The sequence below is a fragment of the Shewanella sp. KT0246 genome (assembly GCF_019654955.1).
Lineage (GTDB): Bacteria > Pseudomonadota > Gammaproteobacteria > Enterobacterales > Shewanellaceae > Shewanella > Shewanella goraebulensis.
In genome coordinates this window covers 1-18,190 of the sequence record NZ_BPEV01000012.1, presented here as the reverse complement: position 1 = coordinate 18,190, position 18,190 = coordinate 1, and the positions used below count along the sequence as shown (strand labels likewise).

15 protein-coding genes are annotated in these 18,190 nt (G+C 39.4%); 9 read left to right on the top strand and 6 right to left on the bottom strand.

Features of this window, described 5'->3' with window-relative positions; translation table 11 throughout:
* Positions 1 to 3: 3 nt before the first annotated feature.
* From K5Q58_RS07620 to K5Q58_RS07610, 3 genes are all read right to left on the bottom strand, one after another.
* The gene (locus tag K5Q58_RS07620) at positions 4 to 465 is read right to left on the bottom strand and encodes a hypothetical protein (RefSeq protein ID WP_220753351.1); all 462 of its coding nucleotides are present in this window, start codon (positions 463 to 465) and stop codon (positions 4 to 6) included.
* A gap of 122 nt (positions 466 to 587) precedes the next feature.
* Positions 588 to 965, bottom strand: a complete 378-nt coding sequence (locus tag K5Q58_RS07615; RefSeq protein WP_220753350.1) for a hypothetical protein — start codon at positions 963 to 965, stop codon at positions 588 to 590.
* Between the two features lie 31 nt (positions 966 to 996).
* Positions 997 to 1,524, bottom strand: a complete 528-nt coding sequence (locus tag K5Q58_RS07610) for a tRNA-uridine aminocarboxypropyltransferase (protein ID WP_220753349.1) — start codon at positions 1,522 to 1,524, stop codon at positions 997 to 999.
* Between the two features lie 104 nt (positions 1,525 to 1,628).
* Between K5Q58_RS07610 and K5Q58_RS07605 the strand changes: the two genes are divergently transcribed.
* The 3 genes from K5Q58_RS07605 (at position 1,629) to K5Q58_RS07595 (ending at position 4,899) form a co-directional block, all read left to right on the top strand.
* Positions 1,629 to 2,252 (top strand): LysE family translocator, encoded by a 624-nt coding sequence (locus K5Q58_RS07605; RefSeq protein WP_220753348.1) that lies wholly within the window; start codon positions 1,629 to 1,631, stop codon positions 2,250 to 2,252.
* A 540-nt stretch (positions 2,253 to 2,792) separates the two neighbouring features.
* Positions 2,793 to 3,245, top strand: coding sequence for a hypothetical protein (locus K5Q58_RS07600; protein WP_220753347.1), 453 nt, complete (start codon positions 2,793 to 2,795; stop codon positions 3,243 to 3,245).
* 184 nt (positions 3,246 to 3,429) lie between these two features.
* The gene (locus tag K5Q58_RS07595; RefSeq protein ID WP_220753346.1) at positions 3,430 to 4,899 is read left to right on the top strand and encodes a capsule assembly Wzi family protein; all 1,470 of its coding nucleotides are present in this window, start codon (positions 3,430 to 3,432) and stop codon (positions 4,897 to 4,899) included.
* Between the two features lie 109 nt (positions 4,900 to 5,008).
* Here K5Q58_RS07595 and K5Q58_RS07590 read toward each other — a convergent pair whose 3' ends face one another.
* The gene (locus K5Q58_RS07590; RefSeq protein ID WP_220753345.1) at positions 5,009 to 6,553 is read right to left on the bottom strand and encodes a sigma-54 dependent transcriptional regulator; all 1,545 of its coding nucleotides are present in this window, start codon (positions 6,551 to 6,553) and stop codon (positions 5,009 to 5,011) included.
* Positions 6,554 to 6,653: 100 nt separating this feature from the next.
* Positions 6,654 to 10,196 carry a PAS domain S-box protein gene (locus tag K5Q58_RS07585; RefSeq protein WP_220753344.1) on the bottom strand — a complete coding sequence of 1,181 codons (3,543 nt, stop codon included), beginning with the start codon at positions 10,194 to 10,196 and terminating at the stop codon, positions 6,654 to 6,656.
* Between the two features lie 254 nt (positions 10,197 to 10,450).
* Here K5Q58_RS07585 and K5Q58_RS07580 point away from each other — a divergent pair, with 254 nt between their 5' ends.
* The 6 genes from K5Q58_RS07580 to K5Q58_RS07555 all read left to right on the top strand — a co-directional run bounded on the left by K5Q58_RS07580 (position 10,451) and on the right by K5Q58_RS07555 (position 17,409).
* Entirely contained in the window at positions 10,451 to 11,686 is a 1,236-nt protein-coding gene (locus K5Q58_RS07580; protein ID WP_220753343.1) for a SpoIIE family protein phosphatase, read from the top strand.
* A 235-nt stretch (positions 11,687 to 11,921) separates the two neighbouring features.
* Positions 11,922 to 12,314 (top strand): ATP-binding protein, encoded by a 393-nt coding sequence (locus K5Q58_RS07575; RefSeq protein ID WP_220753342.1) that lies wholly within the window; start codon positions 11,922 to 11,924, stop codon positions 12,312 to 12,314.
* A gap of 515 nt (positions 12,315 to 12,829) precedes the next feature.
* On the top strand, positions 12,830 to 13,225 hold the full coding sequence (locus tag K5Q58_RS07570; RefSeq protein WP_220753341.1) for an STAS domain-containing protein: 396 nt from the start codon (positions 12,830 to 12,832) through the stop codon (positions 13,223 to 13,225).
* A gap of 74 nt (positions 13,226 to 13,299) precedes the next feature.
* On the top strand, positions 13,300 to 14,508 hold the full coding sequence (locus K5Q58_RS07565) for a polysaccharide biosynthesis/export family protein (RefSeq protein ID WP_220753340.1): 1,209 nt from the start codon (positions 13,300 to 13,302) through the stop codon (positions 14,506 to 14,508).
* 10 nt (positions 14,509 to 14,518) lie between these two features.
* Positions 14,519 to 16,186, top strand: a complete 1,668-nt coding sequence (locus K5Q58_RS07560) for an exopolysaccharide biosynthesis protein (RefSeq protein ID WP_259651274.1) — start codon at positions 14,519 to 14,521, stop codon at positions 16,184 to 16,186.
* Complete coding sequence (locus K5Q58_RS07555; protein ID WP_220753339.1) at positions 16,126 to 17,409, top strand: O-antigen ligase domain-containing protein; 1,284 nt, start codon at positions 16,126 to 16,128, stop codon at positions 17,407 to 17,409. Before K5Q58_RS07560 ends, K5Q58_RS07555 begins: the two co-directional genes overlap by 61 nt.
* A gap of 98 nt (positions 17,410 to 17,507) precedes the next feature.
* Here the strand turns inward: K5Q58_RS07555 and K5Q58_RS07550 are convergent, their stop codons facing one another.
* A complete protein-coding gene (locus K5Q58_RS07550) occupies positions 17,508 to 18,164 on the bottom strand; it encodes an NAD(P)H-dependent oxidoreductase (protein WP_220753338.1) in 657 nt (218 codons plus the stop codon).
* Positions 18,165 to 18,190: the final 26 nt, after the last annotated feature.

Below are 18,190 nucleotides of genomic sequence, written 5' to 3'. Positions count from 1 at the left end.
CTTCTAGCTTCTAGATCCAAGTTTTGCAGGCTCTGTTTGCTTTAGCGTTTTATAAATGCCGAATAAAGCGATACCGAATACCATATAGAGCAATTTAATGGCTGAAAACTCTAACGTAACTATTGGTGAGTCCAAATGTCTTGATAACTCTTTAGAAGAAAAAACTTCAACAACGCTTAATATTAAAGGGTAACTAATCAGCAATAAAGCAGATAACTTTAAAAAATGTGTAGATATTGGACGTGTTATGTAAAATGAAATAAATAAAAGCGATAAGCTCATAATACTGTTACTAATTAAAAGTAACCCTGAAGCTATTCTAATTTGCGCCTCATTAGCCCCCTTTGCAAATGGATACGTCTCTAGTATTTCAGCCAAATAACTCATTGGCTGCAATACTCCCCATAATGGATAAAGTGCAACAACTACTGCAGCGGTGATTAACAATCCCTTGATGATAAACATTACTCTTCCCTTAATCTATTTGAACACCTTACCCAAAAGCGCTATTGGAGGCACCGACTTGATATTTGATGTTTAATAAGACTGAATAACTAGCCTCGAGTTCCGAAATATAATCACAATTCCTATTTAACTTTCTGTTTAGCTAACATTAAGACGACAACAAGTAACATGGTAATAGCAAAAAAATCGACTAGATAACCTTCTCCCTGTGACAAGTTACCAAAAGGGATTGCAAGAGAAAAAGGCGCCTGAAAAGGAAAATACTCAAAGGGTGTTAATGGTCTTATGATTTGCGTGGCAAACAAAAACACCAAAGGAAATATTCCCCATCTATTTTCTTTAAGCACGCAGTAACTCCCAGCAAAAGGAGTACCAATAAACACTAGGCTATAACTAAACTGATAAAACCATTGTGTATGAGTCGGCTGTGCGAACATCAATAACATAGCAGCAATTAACCCATATAGAATTAATAAGACTGCTAATAATTTTCTAATCATAATACGTCCATGTTCTCGCTATTCTTTCAATTCAATTTGTAACTGAGATTTGTAACCTAAGTAAATCCATAATTTTCTCAGCGGATTGTAAATTACCGCATTGTTTTAAAATATGCGCTGCGCACTCTGCAGTGCACAAACCACCTTCTAGCTGATTTCTTCTTAGTTCATAAATAGAACCAACAGAACTATCAATTGACACCTTTTTTAGTTCCTTTAAATAAGGACTACGATTGTATATTTTACGGGCTTCTTGCCATGTAGAGTCAATAATAATTAATGCATCAAAATCTGACACATCATTGGTCTCTTTATCGCTAGTACGAACAGAAGAAGTCACAGAATGAACAGCAGAATTAGATAAAGTATGTTGCTGGGTAGTGTCAGGAAATAGTAAGCCTACTCTTGCCTCATTTATGAATCTAATCAGATCAATATTTGGGTTAACTCTATCCCATTCAATAACTAACGCGTTGTCATCCATAATCTGTTTGACCCAACGGCCAGTATTAGTCGGTCTGGTAGTTTCTTTTTGATGGGTGAGCAATATAATTTTCATTTTAAAAGGATTTTTAACTCAGCATTACGCATTAAGAGGACATTGCGTTTTTGTATTTAATTAAGATAAGCTCAGCAACTCATATCACAGGAAGCACAATTATAATGGAACTACAGCAATCACTCAGCCTTTTATTTACCATGCTAGTCCTCGCAATGGTTCCAGGCCCAGTAGTATTTGCAATAATTTCACGCTCCTTTTCTCACGGCTTAGTCCCTGCAATACAATTATTTGTCGGGGTTTTAATAGCAGATTACTTATTTATTTGTATTGCACTGTTTGGCCTAACCGCATTAGCAAGCGTAATGGGAACAGCATTCGTGGTTATAAAATACTTAAGTGCCACTTACCTTTGCTGGTTAGGGTATCAACTCATTTCTAGCAAAATACATACGGCTGAAATAACCGAAATCACAGACGGAATATATTCAAACGGAATTAAAAATACAGTAACAGGCTTAATGATAGGACTAAGTAACCCTAAAGCGATTATATTTTATGTTGGATTTTTTCCAGCATTTGTCCCTTCGAGTAATATTAGCTTTAATGATGCAGCTATCGTCATGGGGATTGCAACCCTTGCATTTGGCAGTATCAACTTGTGTTATGCATTAATGGCTGTAAAAGCTAAAAAAATATTCAGTTCAGCTAAGGCTCATAGAGTTATAAATCGAGTTGCAGGTAGTATTATGCTTATCGCTGGAGTATTAATCGCTGTGAATATTTGAATTTCCCAAAAAACAATAAACTCTATCAATAAGCTTACATTCTCTCTAAAACAATGAACCTTAGTTCAAGACCATAATCAACCTCTAGCATGTTAAACCAAAGATCAATTGTTAATATAAAACAGCTAAAGATATAACCTATAACATACAGATGTTGCGCAGATCGCACTCGTTTTACTGCGGAAAAATAAACCAATGACGCACATTGCACGTAAACATTATAATAATGACTTATATTTTCATACCGTTCTTTTGGGGTAGATTTCGAGATGCCGTTTCTAAATGATATCGCTCATTTAGCTGAAGAAAATAGAACCCTCACCTTATATAAGCAAGAAATGGCTTATAACGAGTTGGTTCAATAACAGTTAAGCTAAACTAGGCTATAGTTGAATTCATAGACTCATATATTTAGTCAAATCAATTATAAAAACAGCTGATACCGTGAAGAACTATGTTTACAATTAACTTCTAGAATTAGCATCTACTGTTAGTCTGGGTGAGTGGTTATAAATATTATTTTTAATTTAGGAGTTCGAAATGCAGGTTCAATCTTCAGTCAATAGTTATCAAGTCAATACCTCAAGTTCTGTGGATAATAACACTGCAGTTGCACAACCTATCGCGACTTCAACCATAGCCCAATCGAACCCTCAATCAGATACCGTGAACTTAAGTGCTAAAGCAATATCTCTGTCTGAAGCAGCTAAAACACACTCTGAGCCAGAAACTCAGCCAACACTGCCAAATGACGGGGAAAAAGTTGAGAACTATGTTCATTACAAAAAAGCCCAAGCACAATATCAGTTCTATTCTGACTTAGCTGGCGTTGCTAACGGTAATGATGGTTCGATGAGCGCAACCTCAGTCTATATGGTTAAAAATAATGATGATGCTAGAGCTGCAACCGTTCAAGCTGCCAACATGAACAATCAACAAGATATGTTGAATACTTATATTGAAACGACGCAAAGTATTAATGAAAGTGTTTAAATGGCTAATGTATAACATTTATATTAATTACATTAACTATAGTTTCTGACCCTCTTACTCATGTGTAACAAGCAGTAAAAAATTCACTTCAATATTAGGTCTCATATTCAATAGGCTGTTATCATTACTGATAACAGCCTATTTTTATTTTTTGATGCAACACTTTCATCTAAATGAGAACCAAATGAAGTTAAAAATACTAGCAGGGATAGCATTACTGAGTAGCTTTTCAACACAAGCGGCTTGGTGGATTGAACCTACCGACTTACCACTTCGCGCCGACATTCAACTTTTAGCCGATACAGGTATTATTCTCCAACCTGTAACGACTTTCCCATTAATGTGGTCTGGAATAAAATCAGATCTTGATAATGCTGCAGAAAGCCCGATGACGGTTCATCAAAAAGATGCTTTTCATCGTGTGATGCGCGCTTATAACAAAGATCACCAAGCGGTCAATTTAGGTGCCAGCCTTGCAGGTGCGAACGAACAAGCTAGGTTTATCGGTTACGGTAATGATTACCGTGATAAAGCCGAAGTAGAATTCACTGCTGAAGTGACGCAAGACTGGTTTAGTGGTCGCCTTGCTGCAAGTTATCATTACGATGCTATTGATGGTAATGAGTCTCGTCTTGATAACAGTTTTGCAGCGGTGAAACTTGGCAACTGGATACTCACTGGCGGCGCTGTGCAAAAGTACTGGGGACCAGGTTGGGATTCAGGCTTAATTCAAACCACCAATGCTCGTCCAATGCCTGGTGTGACTTTATCACGTAACAACAGTAATGCTTTTGAAACGCCATGGCTTAACTGGATTGGCCCATGGACATTTACCACCAGTTTTAGCCAAATGGAAAGTGACCGCTATGTACCTGATACCCAGCATTGGGGCGCACGCGGTACCTTCAAGCCTATTTCTAAGTTAGAAGTTGGCTTTTCATGGACCATGCAATGGGGCGGTGAAGGCTATGGTAATAGCTTATCTGATTGGTGGGATGGCCTAACCAATGGCGGCGTCGATGAAGGTGACTATGAAAATGGTCAAGAAAACATGCTTGCAGGCTATGATTTCAGATGGTCAGATACTGCCTGGGGCGTGCCATACGGCATTTATTACGAACGAATTCACGAAGATTACCACAACGGAAAAAACCAGTTAATTAATGCATCCAACATGGGTGGCATAGATATCTACATTGCTAAGTTAAGCACACGCTTTTTTGCTGAGTATTCTGACACAGCGGCAGCATGTGGGATTGAGTCAGATGTTTATAACTGTATGTATGAGCATGGATTCTACCAAGATGGTTACCGCTATTACGGAAGAAGTCTCGGTAGCACCTATGATAATGATTCTCGAGTGATGGTTCTAGGTGGTATAACCCAATTAGAGCACGGGCAGAGCCTAAGTACTAAGTTGCGTTATGCCAAATTAAACTTTGACGGCACTGATACTGGAAGACCAAGTGGAGGTAACCCTGTTTCTCCAGGTCGTTATGAACGCCTTTACCAATTAGATGCTAGCTATCACCGCCCTTTCTATGACGGAAAACTCAAACTTGGTGGTACTGTCGGTTATAGCGAATACCCAGAAATCGACACCAGTAGCGACTGGGAGACCACCTTCTATGCAGGTTGGGAACGTGATTTTTAACCCCCAATAGCAAGAGTTAAGTTAAAAATCATTCTTGGTATTTAATATGATAGAAACAAAGCCCATCACGTTTGATGGGCTTTTTTATAGCGTTGAAACGAACCTGTCGTTATAAGCCTTTATCTTCCCATTGCTGTTTTTTACGATAAATTGTTGATGGACTTACATCCAATAAAGCTGCTGCTTTGGGAATATTACCATCACATTGTGCTATCGCAGTTTCAATCGTGATTTTTTCGGTTAACCACAATGGCTGAATGTCCTCTTCTGATACCACTGCGCTAGCGACCGATTCAGCAACAGCAGCTGACGCACTCGAAGCAATACTTGCACTGGTAATTTGTTGTGAGTTAACAGATGATTCTACAGATGATTGCAATTGTTGTTCCGTTTGAGCTTCCAATTCAGATAATGATTTAGCATTAATCTCAGTCACTGTCGCAATTGTACTTCCTTGTCCAGCAACCTTATCTTTTAAGGTTAACGCGGCTGTAACTTGAACTGGAAGCATCGATACACTCACTTCGTCAGCAATATTAAGTACTACAACCTGCCGTATGACATTTTGCAGCTGACGCACATTACCAGGCCAAGAATATTGAGTGAAGCAACGCTCAACTTCTGTGCTAAAACGCTTAAAGGTCTTACCCTCTTCTTTGCTGTATTGTTTAAGCAGTTTTTTCGCAATTGAAATAACGTCTTTTCCACGTTGCCTTAATGGCGGTAATTCAATGGGAATAACATGGAGGCGATAATATAAATCTTCTCTGAAGCGACCATCTTGAACTTCTTTCCAAGGATCTCTGTTGGTTGCACTAATAAAACGTACATCGACTTTTTCTTCTTTACTACCACCGACTCGCTGAAAGACACCTGTTTGGATGAAGCGCAGCAATTTACTTTGCAACTCTAAATCCATCTCACATAATTCATCAAGAAATAAAGTACCACCATCTGCTCGTGTTGCAGCGCCATCACGATTACTTACAGCGCCGGTGAACGCCCCTTTGGTGTGGCCGAATATCTCACTCTCAATCAAGTCTTTAGGTATAGATGCACAGTTTAACGCTATAAATGGTTCCTGCGCTCGAATTCCAGCTTCATGAATCGCTTGCGCACATACCTCTTTACCTGTGCCACTTTCACCCACGACAAATACAGATGCTTTGCTGTTCGCAACACAATCAATGGTGTTATAAACCGTTTGCATCGCCAATGAATCACCAATAAAACCATGAAAATTTGTTTTCGGTAAACTACTTTCATAGTTTGAAACTAACGCGAGTAAATCACGTTGCTTTAGGGCGTTTCGAACTGTAATTGACAACCTTTTACTATCAAAAGGTTTAATCAAAAAATCAAACGCACCTGCACGCATAGCATCGACAGCTAAATCAATGGTGCCGTGGGCAGTGATCATTATGACCGTAATATTTGGGTATTCTTTTTGTACTTTCGTCAAAATATCCATACCTGACATATCAGGTAATTTGATATCCAATACCAATAAATCAGGCTGCTTTAGCGCTAATTCTTTTAATGCGTCTTCACCAAAATTAACATGGGTGACTTCCGCGCCTTCTGCGCAGAGGTATTCACTGTATAACGCGCCTAATGACATGCTGTCTTCTACAAGAATGGCACTAAATCCCATGAGGTAATTCCTTTTTATTTCAATGTCTTTTGTTTCAACGACTCTTAACCCAATGATTCTTTATTTAACCATTCAGATTTCCATAACTATGATTTGATATTTAATCTTCAGATTTAATATCAAACCTCAGCTTAATCTGTAATAAGCTTTGCTCAGAGACTGTAAATATTTGTTCAAACAGTGCTGTTAATGGCTCGTCACTTGTTCTTGAAGCCGCTTCTAACTCGGTTGCGACTTCTGATAGCTTTTGTGCGCCAAAGCTACCGGCACTACTCTTTATGGTATGAACTTGATCTTCAATTTCTTCTCGATTTCCTTCTGGCGTCAGCTCTTTTAAGGTATCAATCCTCATTTTAGTTTCGCCATAAAACACATTCATCATTTTAGCTAAACTGGCTTTACCAACTGCATGTTGTAATTCATCAAACACTTGCTGATTTAATAATGAAGCTTCTTTACTTACACTAGCAGTGTCAGTATCAGTATTAGTATTAGTGTCACTTAAAATCGTGTTTTCACTAACTGCAGTTGCTTCAGCTGCTGTATCTTTCTCATGCTTATCAGCATTAGCATTAGCATCGCAATTAGAAACATTGTTAGAATCTATATCGCTATCAACAGAATGATTTAATTGCATGCCCATTCCCATTGCCGAGTCTTGCTTCACTTGCCCAAGCCAATGACTGACACCAGAAATCAAGTCAGATTTATTAACCGGTTTACCAATACAATCTAACATTCCAACAGCTTTACAAGCTGCTATCTCTTCACTAAACACGTTTGCCGTCATTGCCAGAATAATTTGGTCTGGTTTATGAGCCAAAATTTTCTGACAAGCTTCAAGACCATCCATCTCAGGCATTCTGATATCCATCAGGATTAAATCAAAATCATGGTTAAGTGCTTGCTCTACAGCTTCGACGCCATTATTGGCGTAAGTCATCACGGCGCCTTCGTTAGTTAACATTGTGCCTGCAACCATTTGATTGGCAGGGCTATCTTCAGCCAATAAAATACGGCAACCTTCAGGCAAACTCGCAATTTTTTCTAATGGCTTTTCATGGTTATTATCTGCAGTTGCGCCACTTATCAGGCTCAGTAACATTTCACGACTTAGTGGCTTGCTTACTGATTCCTCTATCCCAAAAGATGAGATCGTCTTCTGAATATCGTTATGGCCTCCAGAAGATAATGCCGAGATATAACCTGACTCAAACAAATAATCGCTTCTTAATAAGCCAATCTCTTTTTCTTTCGCCGCTATTAAACAGGTATCATCTATCATCACCAAATCAAAACGTCCGCGCACACGAACACTATTAAATACGTTATTAACCTGATGCTCATATCTAGTTTCAACGCCATATTGACTATATTGCTTCTTAATTAGCTTACATACGGTTTCATCAGGGTGTAGTAATAAGACTCTTGGATGCTCTGGCAGCCTCACATTATGATTAGTGGCTTGGCTGGACTCATCCAATAGCACAGATAATGTGAACTGACTTCCTTCGCCTAGCGTGCTCGTTACTGATATCGAGCCTCCCATCATTTTGGCCAGCTCTGAACATATCGCCAAACCTAACCCCGTCCCAGCGTAACTGGTGGTGTGGGTATCATGTACTTGAGAAAATTCACGGAATAGTTTTTCCTGGGAAGCTTCACCTATCCCAATTCCTTGATCGGTCACACGACAACATAGTTCCACCTTGTCATTGCCGCGATTAGGGATCCATACTTCAACGGATATACAACCACTGGTCGAAAACTTAATCGCATTATCCACTAAGTTCTGCACAACTTGCCTAATACGCTGAGCATCACCCACCAGCATTTGCGGTACATTTCGGTTAATGTAACTGGCTAAGTGCACGCCTTTATCATGAGCTTTATGAGATAGAATTTGCAGCACTTGTGCAACTAATTGATCAGGCTCGAACTCTTTCGGCTCAAGTACCATTTGGCCGGCTTCGATTTTTGAAAAGTCGAGAATGTCATTAATGGTACTTAATAAAACCGAACCAGCCTCTTTAGCTGTGCGAGCATACATTCGCTGACCTTTTTCAAGACTTGAATCAAGTAATAAGTCGACACTGCCTAAAACAGCGTTAAGAGGCGAGCGAATTTCATGGCTCATGGTGGCTAAGAAGCGCGATTTAGCTTTACTGCCTTCTTCCGCTTGTTCTTTGGCTTGGCGTAATTCTTCTTCTTTAGATTTTTGCTCTGAAATATTACGTAAAAACGCGGTGTAATACATCTCATCACCAAGCTGAACAGGGATGACCCTTAATTCGACAGGGAACTCATCACCCGCTTTATTGTGTGCTGGTACTTCTATTCGATTATTCAATACAGGGCCTTCACCGGTCTTACGGTGATGGTCCATGCCATTTTTGTGCGCCTTGTGAAAACCATCAGGAATAATTAAATCTTCCAGTAATTCTCCAAGGGCTTCTTCTCGCTCATAACCAAATAGTTTTACCGCCGCAGCATTAAACTCTTCTACACGCCCTGCAATATTAATGGTAATTAACGCATCATGACTCGCCTCTAGCGTGGCTAAGTGAATCGATTGGGTTCTTGCAGCTGAAGCTTGCTCGTTTTTAAGTTCGGATACATCTTTTATAAAGCCTAAAAATAACACTTGACCATCAATCTCCATTTTAGAAATTGATAACTCTATAGGAAATAGGTGTCCCTCTTTATGCTGCGCTTGAAGCTCACGACCACGACTAAAGCCAATAATTTTAGCATCGCCACCGTTCAAGTAATCTTGAATATAACCATCATGCATAAAACGGTCTGCCATCGGCATGAGGATTGATACGTTTTCATCAATTAACTCTTCCTTTTGGTAACCAAACAGCTTATTTACCGCATTGTTCACTTCATTAATCACACCGTCGACATCGATTATGACAAAACCATCAGCGGCAGAATCGAGAATGGTATTAAGTCGCACATTCGCGCCTTTTAAATCGTGACGTTCTTCATCGACGGTTTTTAGCATTTCATTAAACGCATTGGTGGTATCGATAATATCTTGGGTGCCAGGTTCATCAACCTGCACTCCCATTTCCCCTTCAAGCACTCTCTTTGAAGCATGTTGAATATTAAATACATGCTTAATAAGCTGTAAGCCTTGAAACCAAGACAAAATAGAAATCAAAATAATAACCAGTAACATCAATGCGCTGTATTTAATCGCTACATTTTCAACACTGGCATCAAACTCAATGGTATTGACCATCAACTTGATATCGATACCCGTACCATTATTCGATTCGGCCTCAACTAAGACTAAGTCCTCAGTTCGCACAGACATTGCAGCATCAAGTAATTCAAAAACACCTTGGCTATTTCGTTGAGCGGCATAAAGTCGTATATCACCTTTGAATACTTGAACTGATTCGATGTGACTTATGTGGTGCTCTTCTAGGGATTGCTTGAGAAGGAGTATCGATTGACGTGGGTTATTAACGTCTACACTATTAGCCACCAAGATGGCAGATATGTGGCCTTGCTGTTGAATTTCTGTCTGATTGGCAACTTGAATAACACCTAAACTGCTATAAATTAGCATTAAGAGTAACGCGGCTTGCATTAACCCAATCGCAATGATTGCTTTTAATCTAAAAGACAAATTCCTTCTCCTAATGCAGTTTGCACATCTATCCATATTGTTGGGTAAATACTGATTCTATATACAATATTTAGCACGCCACAACTCACTATGGAACACCTCGTTGCATTTTGCAAAAATTAATTTGCAAAATGAAAACACACAATGTCGCACATTGCGAATTAACACCTATACCAATGATAATAAACAACAAATAAAACTAGGAACATAAATTGCTTTAAAACATTATATCCCTTTATTTTTAGGAAACAGCTATGCAAAATGCAAGTGCTCCCGCAAAAAGACTGTCTATTTTGTTAGTCGAAGACACTTTTAGTGAGCGTTATTACATTGCTAGCCTCATCAAGAGCTTCCAGCCAGAAGATGTCGAGTTTGTCATCACTCAGTGTGAAGATGGACTCACCGCACTCGATACCTGCAAATTACATAAATTCGACTTAATAGTCAGTGACTGGCGAATGCCTAAAATGAGCGGAGTCGAATTCTGTAAACGATTAAAAGAAACCAATAATCCAGCCTTTTTTATATTATTAACGGGTAATGATAAAACTCAAGATATGGTTTTTGCCATGGAAACAGGCGCGGATGATTACATCACAAAACCATTTCTCGCCTCAGTACTTAAAGTCAAAATTCTTGCCGCAGTTAGGCTAATACAAGCAAAGCAGTCGATTCTAGATAGCAATAAAAAACTTGAAACCCTACTCAGTCATAAACAAACAGAGTTGCAACAAGCTGCCGCATTACAGCAATCACTACTGCCCAAAGAAGATCTATCTTTCGATAATTGGGATATTAAACATTACTTTGAACCTGCTGCTGAGCTTGCTGGAGACATATTTCAATGCTTTAAAATTACCGATGATTGGATTGGTTTTTACGTGATTGATGTGTCTGGTCATGGCGCACGTTCAGCCATGCTGAGTTTTACTTTAGCCCAAGGTTTGTCACCACAGCGGATGGATTGGCAACTCCCCCCTGAAGTCTTAATGAGTAGACTGAATAACCTTTTTGATGATCCTGCCAATCTAGGCCAGTTTGCAACCGTCATTATCGGTAAAATTAATACTAGAACCCATCAAGTTCAAATGTGTAATGCAGGTCACCCGATGCCGCTTTTAATTTCTAGTTTAGATGTGCAAACACTTGAAGTTCCCTCAGGTTTACCGATAGGAATTGATAAACATAGCCACTATGAAAGTGGTGAATACCAACTATACCCAGGTGAACAACTGCTGTTATTTTCTGATGGTGTTTATGAAGTGAATCACCCTCAACATGGCATGTTTGGTTTAGAAAGGTTCAAGCAGCGTTGCCAAGAAGCAAAGGCAATGCCTGCCAATAAATTACTTGAACATTTAACCTATGTATTGAATTTGTGGAACCAAAATGAACCTCAAGACGACATGTCACTATTACTGTTTACTGCGCCCATGCATGAGAATGAAGACTCACAAATAGAGCCATTAATGTCCACAGTGAGTAAATAATACAGCAAGCAAATAAAAAGGAGCTAACAATGAATCGACGACGTAAACGCCGGCATCACCAATTCATGTTGAAGTATGGCAAGAGGTTCACTTAAAACCGAAACAAAGATTTAATCAGCAAAAACAAGCTATTAATGTCACCGTCTTAATTAATGTAAAAAAGTATTTTGACAGATTTAGTACTCACCAAAGCCGCAAATTTCAAATATTTTTTAACGGCTTTTAAGGATTTATTATGAACAGTTTACAAATAAATATCGCAATAGATGACATGACTTCTGAGCAGATATATGACGATATAGAAGCATTTTTAATCGTTAACAATATCGAGTCACAACAACGATTTAAGCTAATACTGTGTATTTTAGAGTCAGTAAACAATGTCGTTCAGCACTGTCCAGAAAATGCTGAAACACTCACCGTTATGCTGCAAAACAATCAAGAAAACATTGTCATTGATATTCTAGATAATACTGAATTTGTCGAATTATCAACGCCTAAGAAATGTCCACAAATTGATAAACCCAACGGTCGAGGTTTATGGATTATGGAGCAATGGATGGATCAAGTTCAGAAGCAAGCAACTGTGCTTGGTACACACTTAAGGCTTTGCCTCCAAAAGGCGTGATTTGTGAAAGCTAATGACTTCTCAATGCTAAATTTAACGCCTAGGAGAAGTAGCATAGGAATTTGCATAATAATGAAAACAGTCAAGGTGACTAAATGAAATCAAAAACCGTATTATCATCTCGAAACTAAATTAAGCCGTTAGCCCTTTTTAACGGCTTATTATTTTCTTCTTACTTCTTAATTCTTACTTCTTACTTCTCCTTTAGAGCTTCCCCCCGCTATAAACCTAATCATTAAATGACTTACCTCTGCAGTAAAACTGAATCCATTAACACGTTATTTCTGCTATTTGCAGAATGCAAAATCGAAAATCTCGCCTAGTTAATCTTTTGCAAACAGCAATATATCCCTTTGCAAACAGCAAACCAGTATGAACCACTCTCCAACAGAACAACGTAAACATCTGTAAATAAACAACTTAAAAGTTGGCACACTCCCTGCAATATCTATTTGAGCGTAATTAGAAATAACACCGGCACACTGTAAAGCATCATTAATTTCTAGGAGCACGTTATGAAATTTGAATTAAAAGTAGCGCAACATGCGAGCGTAGTAACCCTACCAATCAGAATGTTTATGGCGCACACACCAACTTATCGAGCCGCACTTGTTGATTATATCGATAGAGGGCATACCCGTTTAGTCATCGATATGCAGCATCTTGAGTACATCGATTCTAGTGGCTTATCAGTGTTAATTTCTGCACGTAATCAAGCACTGAATTATCAAGGTAACATCGTATTGTTATCACCGACTCCAGCAGTGAGATCATTGATTGAATTGACTCGCTTACATCATATTTTTGAAATATTTGAAACAGAAAAACTCGCACTGGATTTTTTGCGTCACAGCAGCATTGTTGAGCACTCAGATTTCGATAAAAGAGTTATCGCAGATTTAGCTAGCTAGCACTTAAACAACAAGCTCATTTAACACATGCGAATCAATCAATATCTGAATCAAAACGTATAGGGAATAACGCAATGAAAACGATTAATACTCTAATTTCAATCGCAATGATCGCAAGTTTAACCGCTTGCGTAACCCCTTCGCAGCCAGCGCAGCAAGACGTTTGTGATTTAGAAAAGCAATTAACCAGCTGTCATTACTTTGGTCAACAAACACCATACAACCGCAAAGTCAGTGCAGTAACCTCAAATCACACCACTTTTCCAACAGCGCCAATATTTGGCAATAAAGCCATGATTGTCGATACTGAACAAGCCTTATCATTATCAGTTGGTGACAAAATCTCAGTTAAGATTCTGAATGGCGAAGAATTTAGTAAAGATGTTGAAGTCGATGCCGATGGTAATATTTATCTACCTTACTTGCCTGCAATTGCAGCAAAAGGTTTAACGCTTAAACAGTTAAACCAATTAATCAATGACTTATTAATAGATGAAAATCTTATGTTAGCGCACGCCGTTCGCATCAGTATTTTACCTATAAGCTGGGCACCTATTGAAATCACCACCTCAGGTGCTGTTTTTGAACCTGGTCAGCACATGATTAACAAGAAATTGCCTATAGAATTAAAAGATGACGGTAGTAACTATGCAGGTGATCAAGCGATTAAACGTAGCGTTGCAGCAGCGGTAAAATCCTCTGGTGGAGTGCGCCCAGATGCCGACATATCTGCGATTAAAGTGATTCGTGATGGACAGGTTTTCAATATGGATTTACGTGGTATGCTAACTGGTGAGAAAGTACCTAGCATGACATTAATGGCTGGCGATCATATCCATGTCCCATCAACACATTCTTTTAATGATCAATTAGCTAGACCATCACAACTGACAGCGCCAGGGATTAGGGTTTTTATGTCAAACTTAACACAGCCAGCGAGCTCAAATAGCCAGTCAGCGGTCGATCGTGAGGCGACTCGTTTCCCATATGGTACACGATTATTAAATGGTGCAATTGCAGCTAACTGTGTTGGGGGGGCTCAAACAACCAATGCCAGTCGATACGTTATTTTAGTGACTAAGAATCCACTTTCGAACCAAATTGATATTGTTGAGCGTTCAATAGATGGACTGATTCAAAGCGCATGGAATGACCAGTCAAACCCAGTGTTACTTCCTGGTGATGGTTTAGCTTGTTACGACTCACGTGTGACCAATATACGTGAAATAGCGCGAACTGTAACTGAGTTAGTGGTACCAACAACCCTTATTGGATGGTTGTAAGGAGTAATAAATGAGCCGAATTCATGATGAAGATAAGACTCATACGAGCACGGATAGCAAACAAAGCGGTCAAAACACTAGTCAAGACGCTAGTGAAAACATCACGCAACCATCATCCGTTAACCAACCCGCCTCTGAAGAAGAGGCGATAACTACATCAGAAACCGAACAAGGTATTTCCTCACAAGATGCTTCTAAACAAGAGGCTGTCAAACAAGCTCAATACACAGCAGCAGACGAACCTATTGAGCAAACAAGTTTTTCTGAATTGGCATACTTATACTGGATTAAACGTGCGACATTAGAAGGCAGTAGACTCACACCTAAGTTACGTAAACGTCTTTACCTTAAAACAGCGTTTGGTTCATTACTCATAATCTGGATTTTTGCAGCCATTTTTATCTATCTGGCACCGACTCAATATGTCAGTAAATGGGTACTGATTTTGCCCGGTGCAGCAGCTGGATCATCGTTAAGTCTTGATAGTCTTGGCCAAGCGAGTACTTCCAGCATGTCACCTTATATGAGCTCAGCCATTGATCCTCGAGAAAATTATAAAGCGATATCAATGAGTACCTTATTAATGCAAAGCGCAGCGCATTACCTTGATGTACCGACTTCAGCAATTAATAAGCCAAAACTTAAACTGCCGAGCCAAACAGGTTTAATGGAATATAGCGTAAAAGCCGCAAGCCCTGAGGATGCTCAAGAGCGCGCATGGGCGATGTATCGCTCATTGCAAAATATATTAACTGACTTACGTGCAGATGAAATAGCCTTGCGCGAAATAGGCATAAAAAGAGGCCTTAAAAGTTATTCATCTCGTGTAAAGGAAACCCAGAATCAATTACTAGATTTCCAGTCTGAGCGTGGCCTAGTAACACTTGATCAGTTCAAAGAGCTCGCCATCACGATTGAGCGATTAAGACACAGTAAAGTAACCATGTTAGCTGAGCTTCAAGGATTAAATGCCAGCTATTTTTTATACGAAAAACACTTAGGTATCAGCGATGCACAAGCTGCTATTTTATTGAAACTGAATAACGATAAACTTTTTCAACAACTGATTGAAAAACATAATGCCGCAAATACACAATATATTGAAAATGCAGGAAGGTTGGGAACAAGACACCCTATGCTTGTTACTTTACAAGCTGAGCTAGACAGTATTTTAAAAAGCATGCAACAACGCTTTAAAATCATTATTGGTTTTCAAGACGATGAACTGCTTAAAATTCTAACAGTGAATGATTTAGATGGCCGAGCTGAAATGATGCAAGAATTCATCACCATTGCATCAGACCGAAAAGCAACTCAATCTGAAGTTGACTCGTTAACATCTCAGATTAATACCTGGGAGCAACGTCTTCAGTACAGTAATGACGATGCAGCTAAACTTGCAGACTTACAGCGAGAGCATCAACTTGCTTCAGCAGTATTAACTTCGGCAATGGCCAAAATGGATGTGGGTAAATCCGATATTTACACTGCGTACCCTATGCTGCAATTACTGTCTGCGCCAAGCTTGCCTTCATCACCTGATAAGTTGGCTGTCATACTCATTGCGTTCGGTGGTTTGTGCGCCTCATTCATGTCACTAGTAGGATTAAGCATTTTATGGATTCGCAAACCATTACTGCGGAAAATGTTGACGAAAAAATCATCTACAACTGCATAAGTTTCAGTTACTTATTTTGGTTGTTAGGTGCGTTATATGTCATTGCACCTGTGATTGCTTGGATTCTATTTTTACGCTTAATATTTAAAAAACTCGCACATCAACCTGCATACCGTATTAGCATTAGTCACTATGTTTGGGCACTAGGCATGTGGGTGATGCTAATTGCCTTAGTTGTCGGTCATCTGCAATTTGGCCTAGGGACTGGCAAGTTGATTAAGTCCTCTATTGGTTGGGCTAAAGGTTGGGCATTATTGGCGATTTTTCCAATTATAGGTTGCTTGCCAATCAGGCCTGAAATTATCTACCGCGCCAGCTGCCGAGTTTGTAAGCACACAATCCTACTGTTCCCGTTTTTTCTATTTGCTTGGAAAATGGGTTTACCCACGACACTGTACGTTTCGCCTTTAAGTATTATCGGTGGACCAGGGCCTGAATTTTTTAATGTCAGCCTTTATGAAATTGACCCAGGTAGTGGTGTACCCCGCTGGCGATTGTTCACCCCATGGGCTCCCGCATTAGGTATGTTAGGCAACTTATATTTCATTTTTGCAATACAAGAAAAACAGCAAAAATGGAAAAGGTGGGGGCTTGCTGGCAGTTTATTAATGATACTAATATCACAATCTCGCCTCGCAATTGCTTGTTATTTGGCGTTAATTGGTTTCTTCTCGACACTACGTTTTATCCGTTCACCATGGTTATACCTGCTACTCAGTCCAGTGATGATATTTGTCGGGGTCATAGGTGAGTCAACCATTTCAAAAATTGAGCAAAGTATTGCCGCCGTAAAAGCCGCACGCGCGGGATCAACTAGAGTCAGGCAGACGTTAGCCGACATTGCCGTTGAGAGATGGCTAAATGAAGCGGTTATCTTTGGTCATGGCATTGTAGAACGGGGGCCTCATGTGGTGGAATACATGCCTATCGGCTCACATCACACATGGTACGGATTACTATTCGTTAAAGGTGTTGTCGGCGCTGTCGCTTTGGCTATCCCAATGTTAGTCACTTTCATCTTTTTGCTCATCAGGCTATTCAGTAACCCATTAGCAAAAGTAGGAATGGCAATTTTATTGATGCTTGGCTTATACACATTCGGAGAAAACTTAGAAATCCTAGCTTACTTATTCTGGCCAGGTTTAATTATTTTGGGGATGGCCTTAAGGGCTGAAGAGCCAGATGATGTTTTAAGCAAAGCAAAAGCCCTTGAAGCGGCATAAAGTGAAATGATATTGACTAAAAAATAGCCCTTTAAAATTAAATAAAAGATGCTTTAAGTAATGCATTACCAACTTAAAGCATCATAGATTTGTTACCTTTAAAGAACGGTCAATACTTGCTCTTTCGCTAAACGCGACTTAGGTAAATTAGCATTGTAATCTTCTGAGCTGTGATGGTAGCCAAATGCCAGTGCTACTTCGCATTTAAATCCACCAAGTTCTTCAGCAAATATTTCGCCAATTAATGCGCTATCGACACCTTCCATCGTGGTTGAGTCGATACCAAGGCGAGCCAGTACATGTAATGTATTGCCTAAAGCTAAATAGGTTTGTGACTTAGTCCAAGACGCATTATTACCTTGTTCATCAGTATTCAATTCAACAAAAGCAAAACCACCAAATGCCGCTTCACGATCTTCTGCTTTAGTGCGTTTATCCTCAATGCCTTTATCGACGACTTTAGCGTAATCTTCACGGGTATAATTTGGATTATGTGCAAATAAAATAACGTGAGAACAAGCCTTAATGTGTGGTTGATTAAACTGAAAATTATTAGCAAAAGTGTCATGCATTCTTTGTTTTGCTACATCACTTTCAATCACAATAAACTTCCAAGGTTGTGAATTAATTGAAGATGCAGACAGGCGCATGGCTTCATAGATAACAGCAAGGTCATCGGCAGAAACACGTTTAGTCGGATCATAACGCTTTGCAGTGTAGCGATTATTTAAATCAGTAATAATTGGGTGTGTCATGCTCTACTCCGTGTGTAACTCTGTAT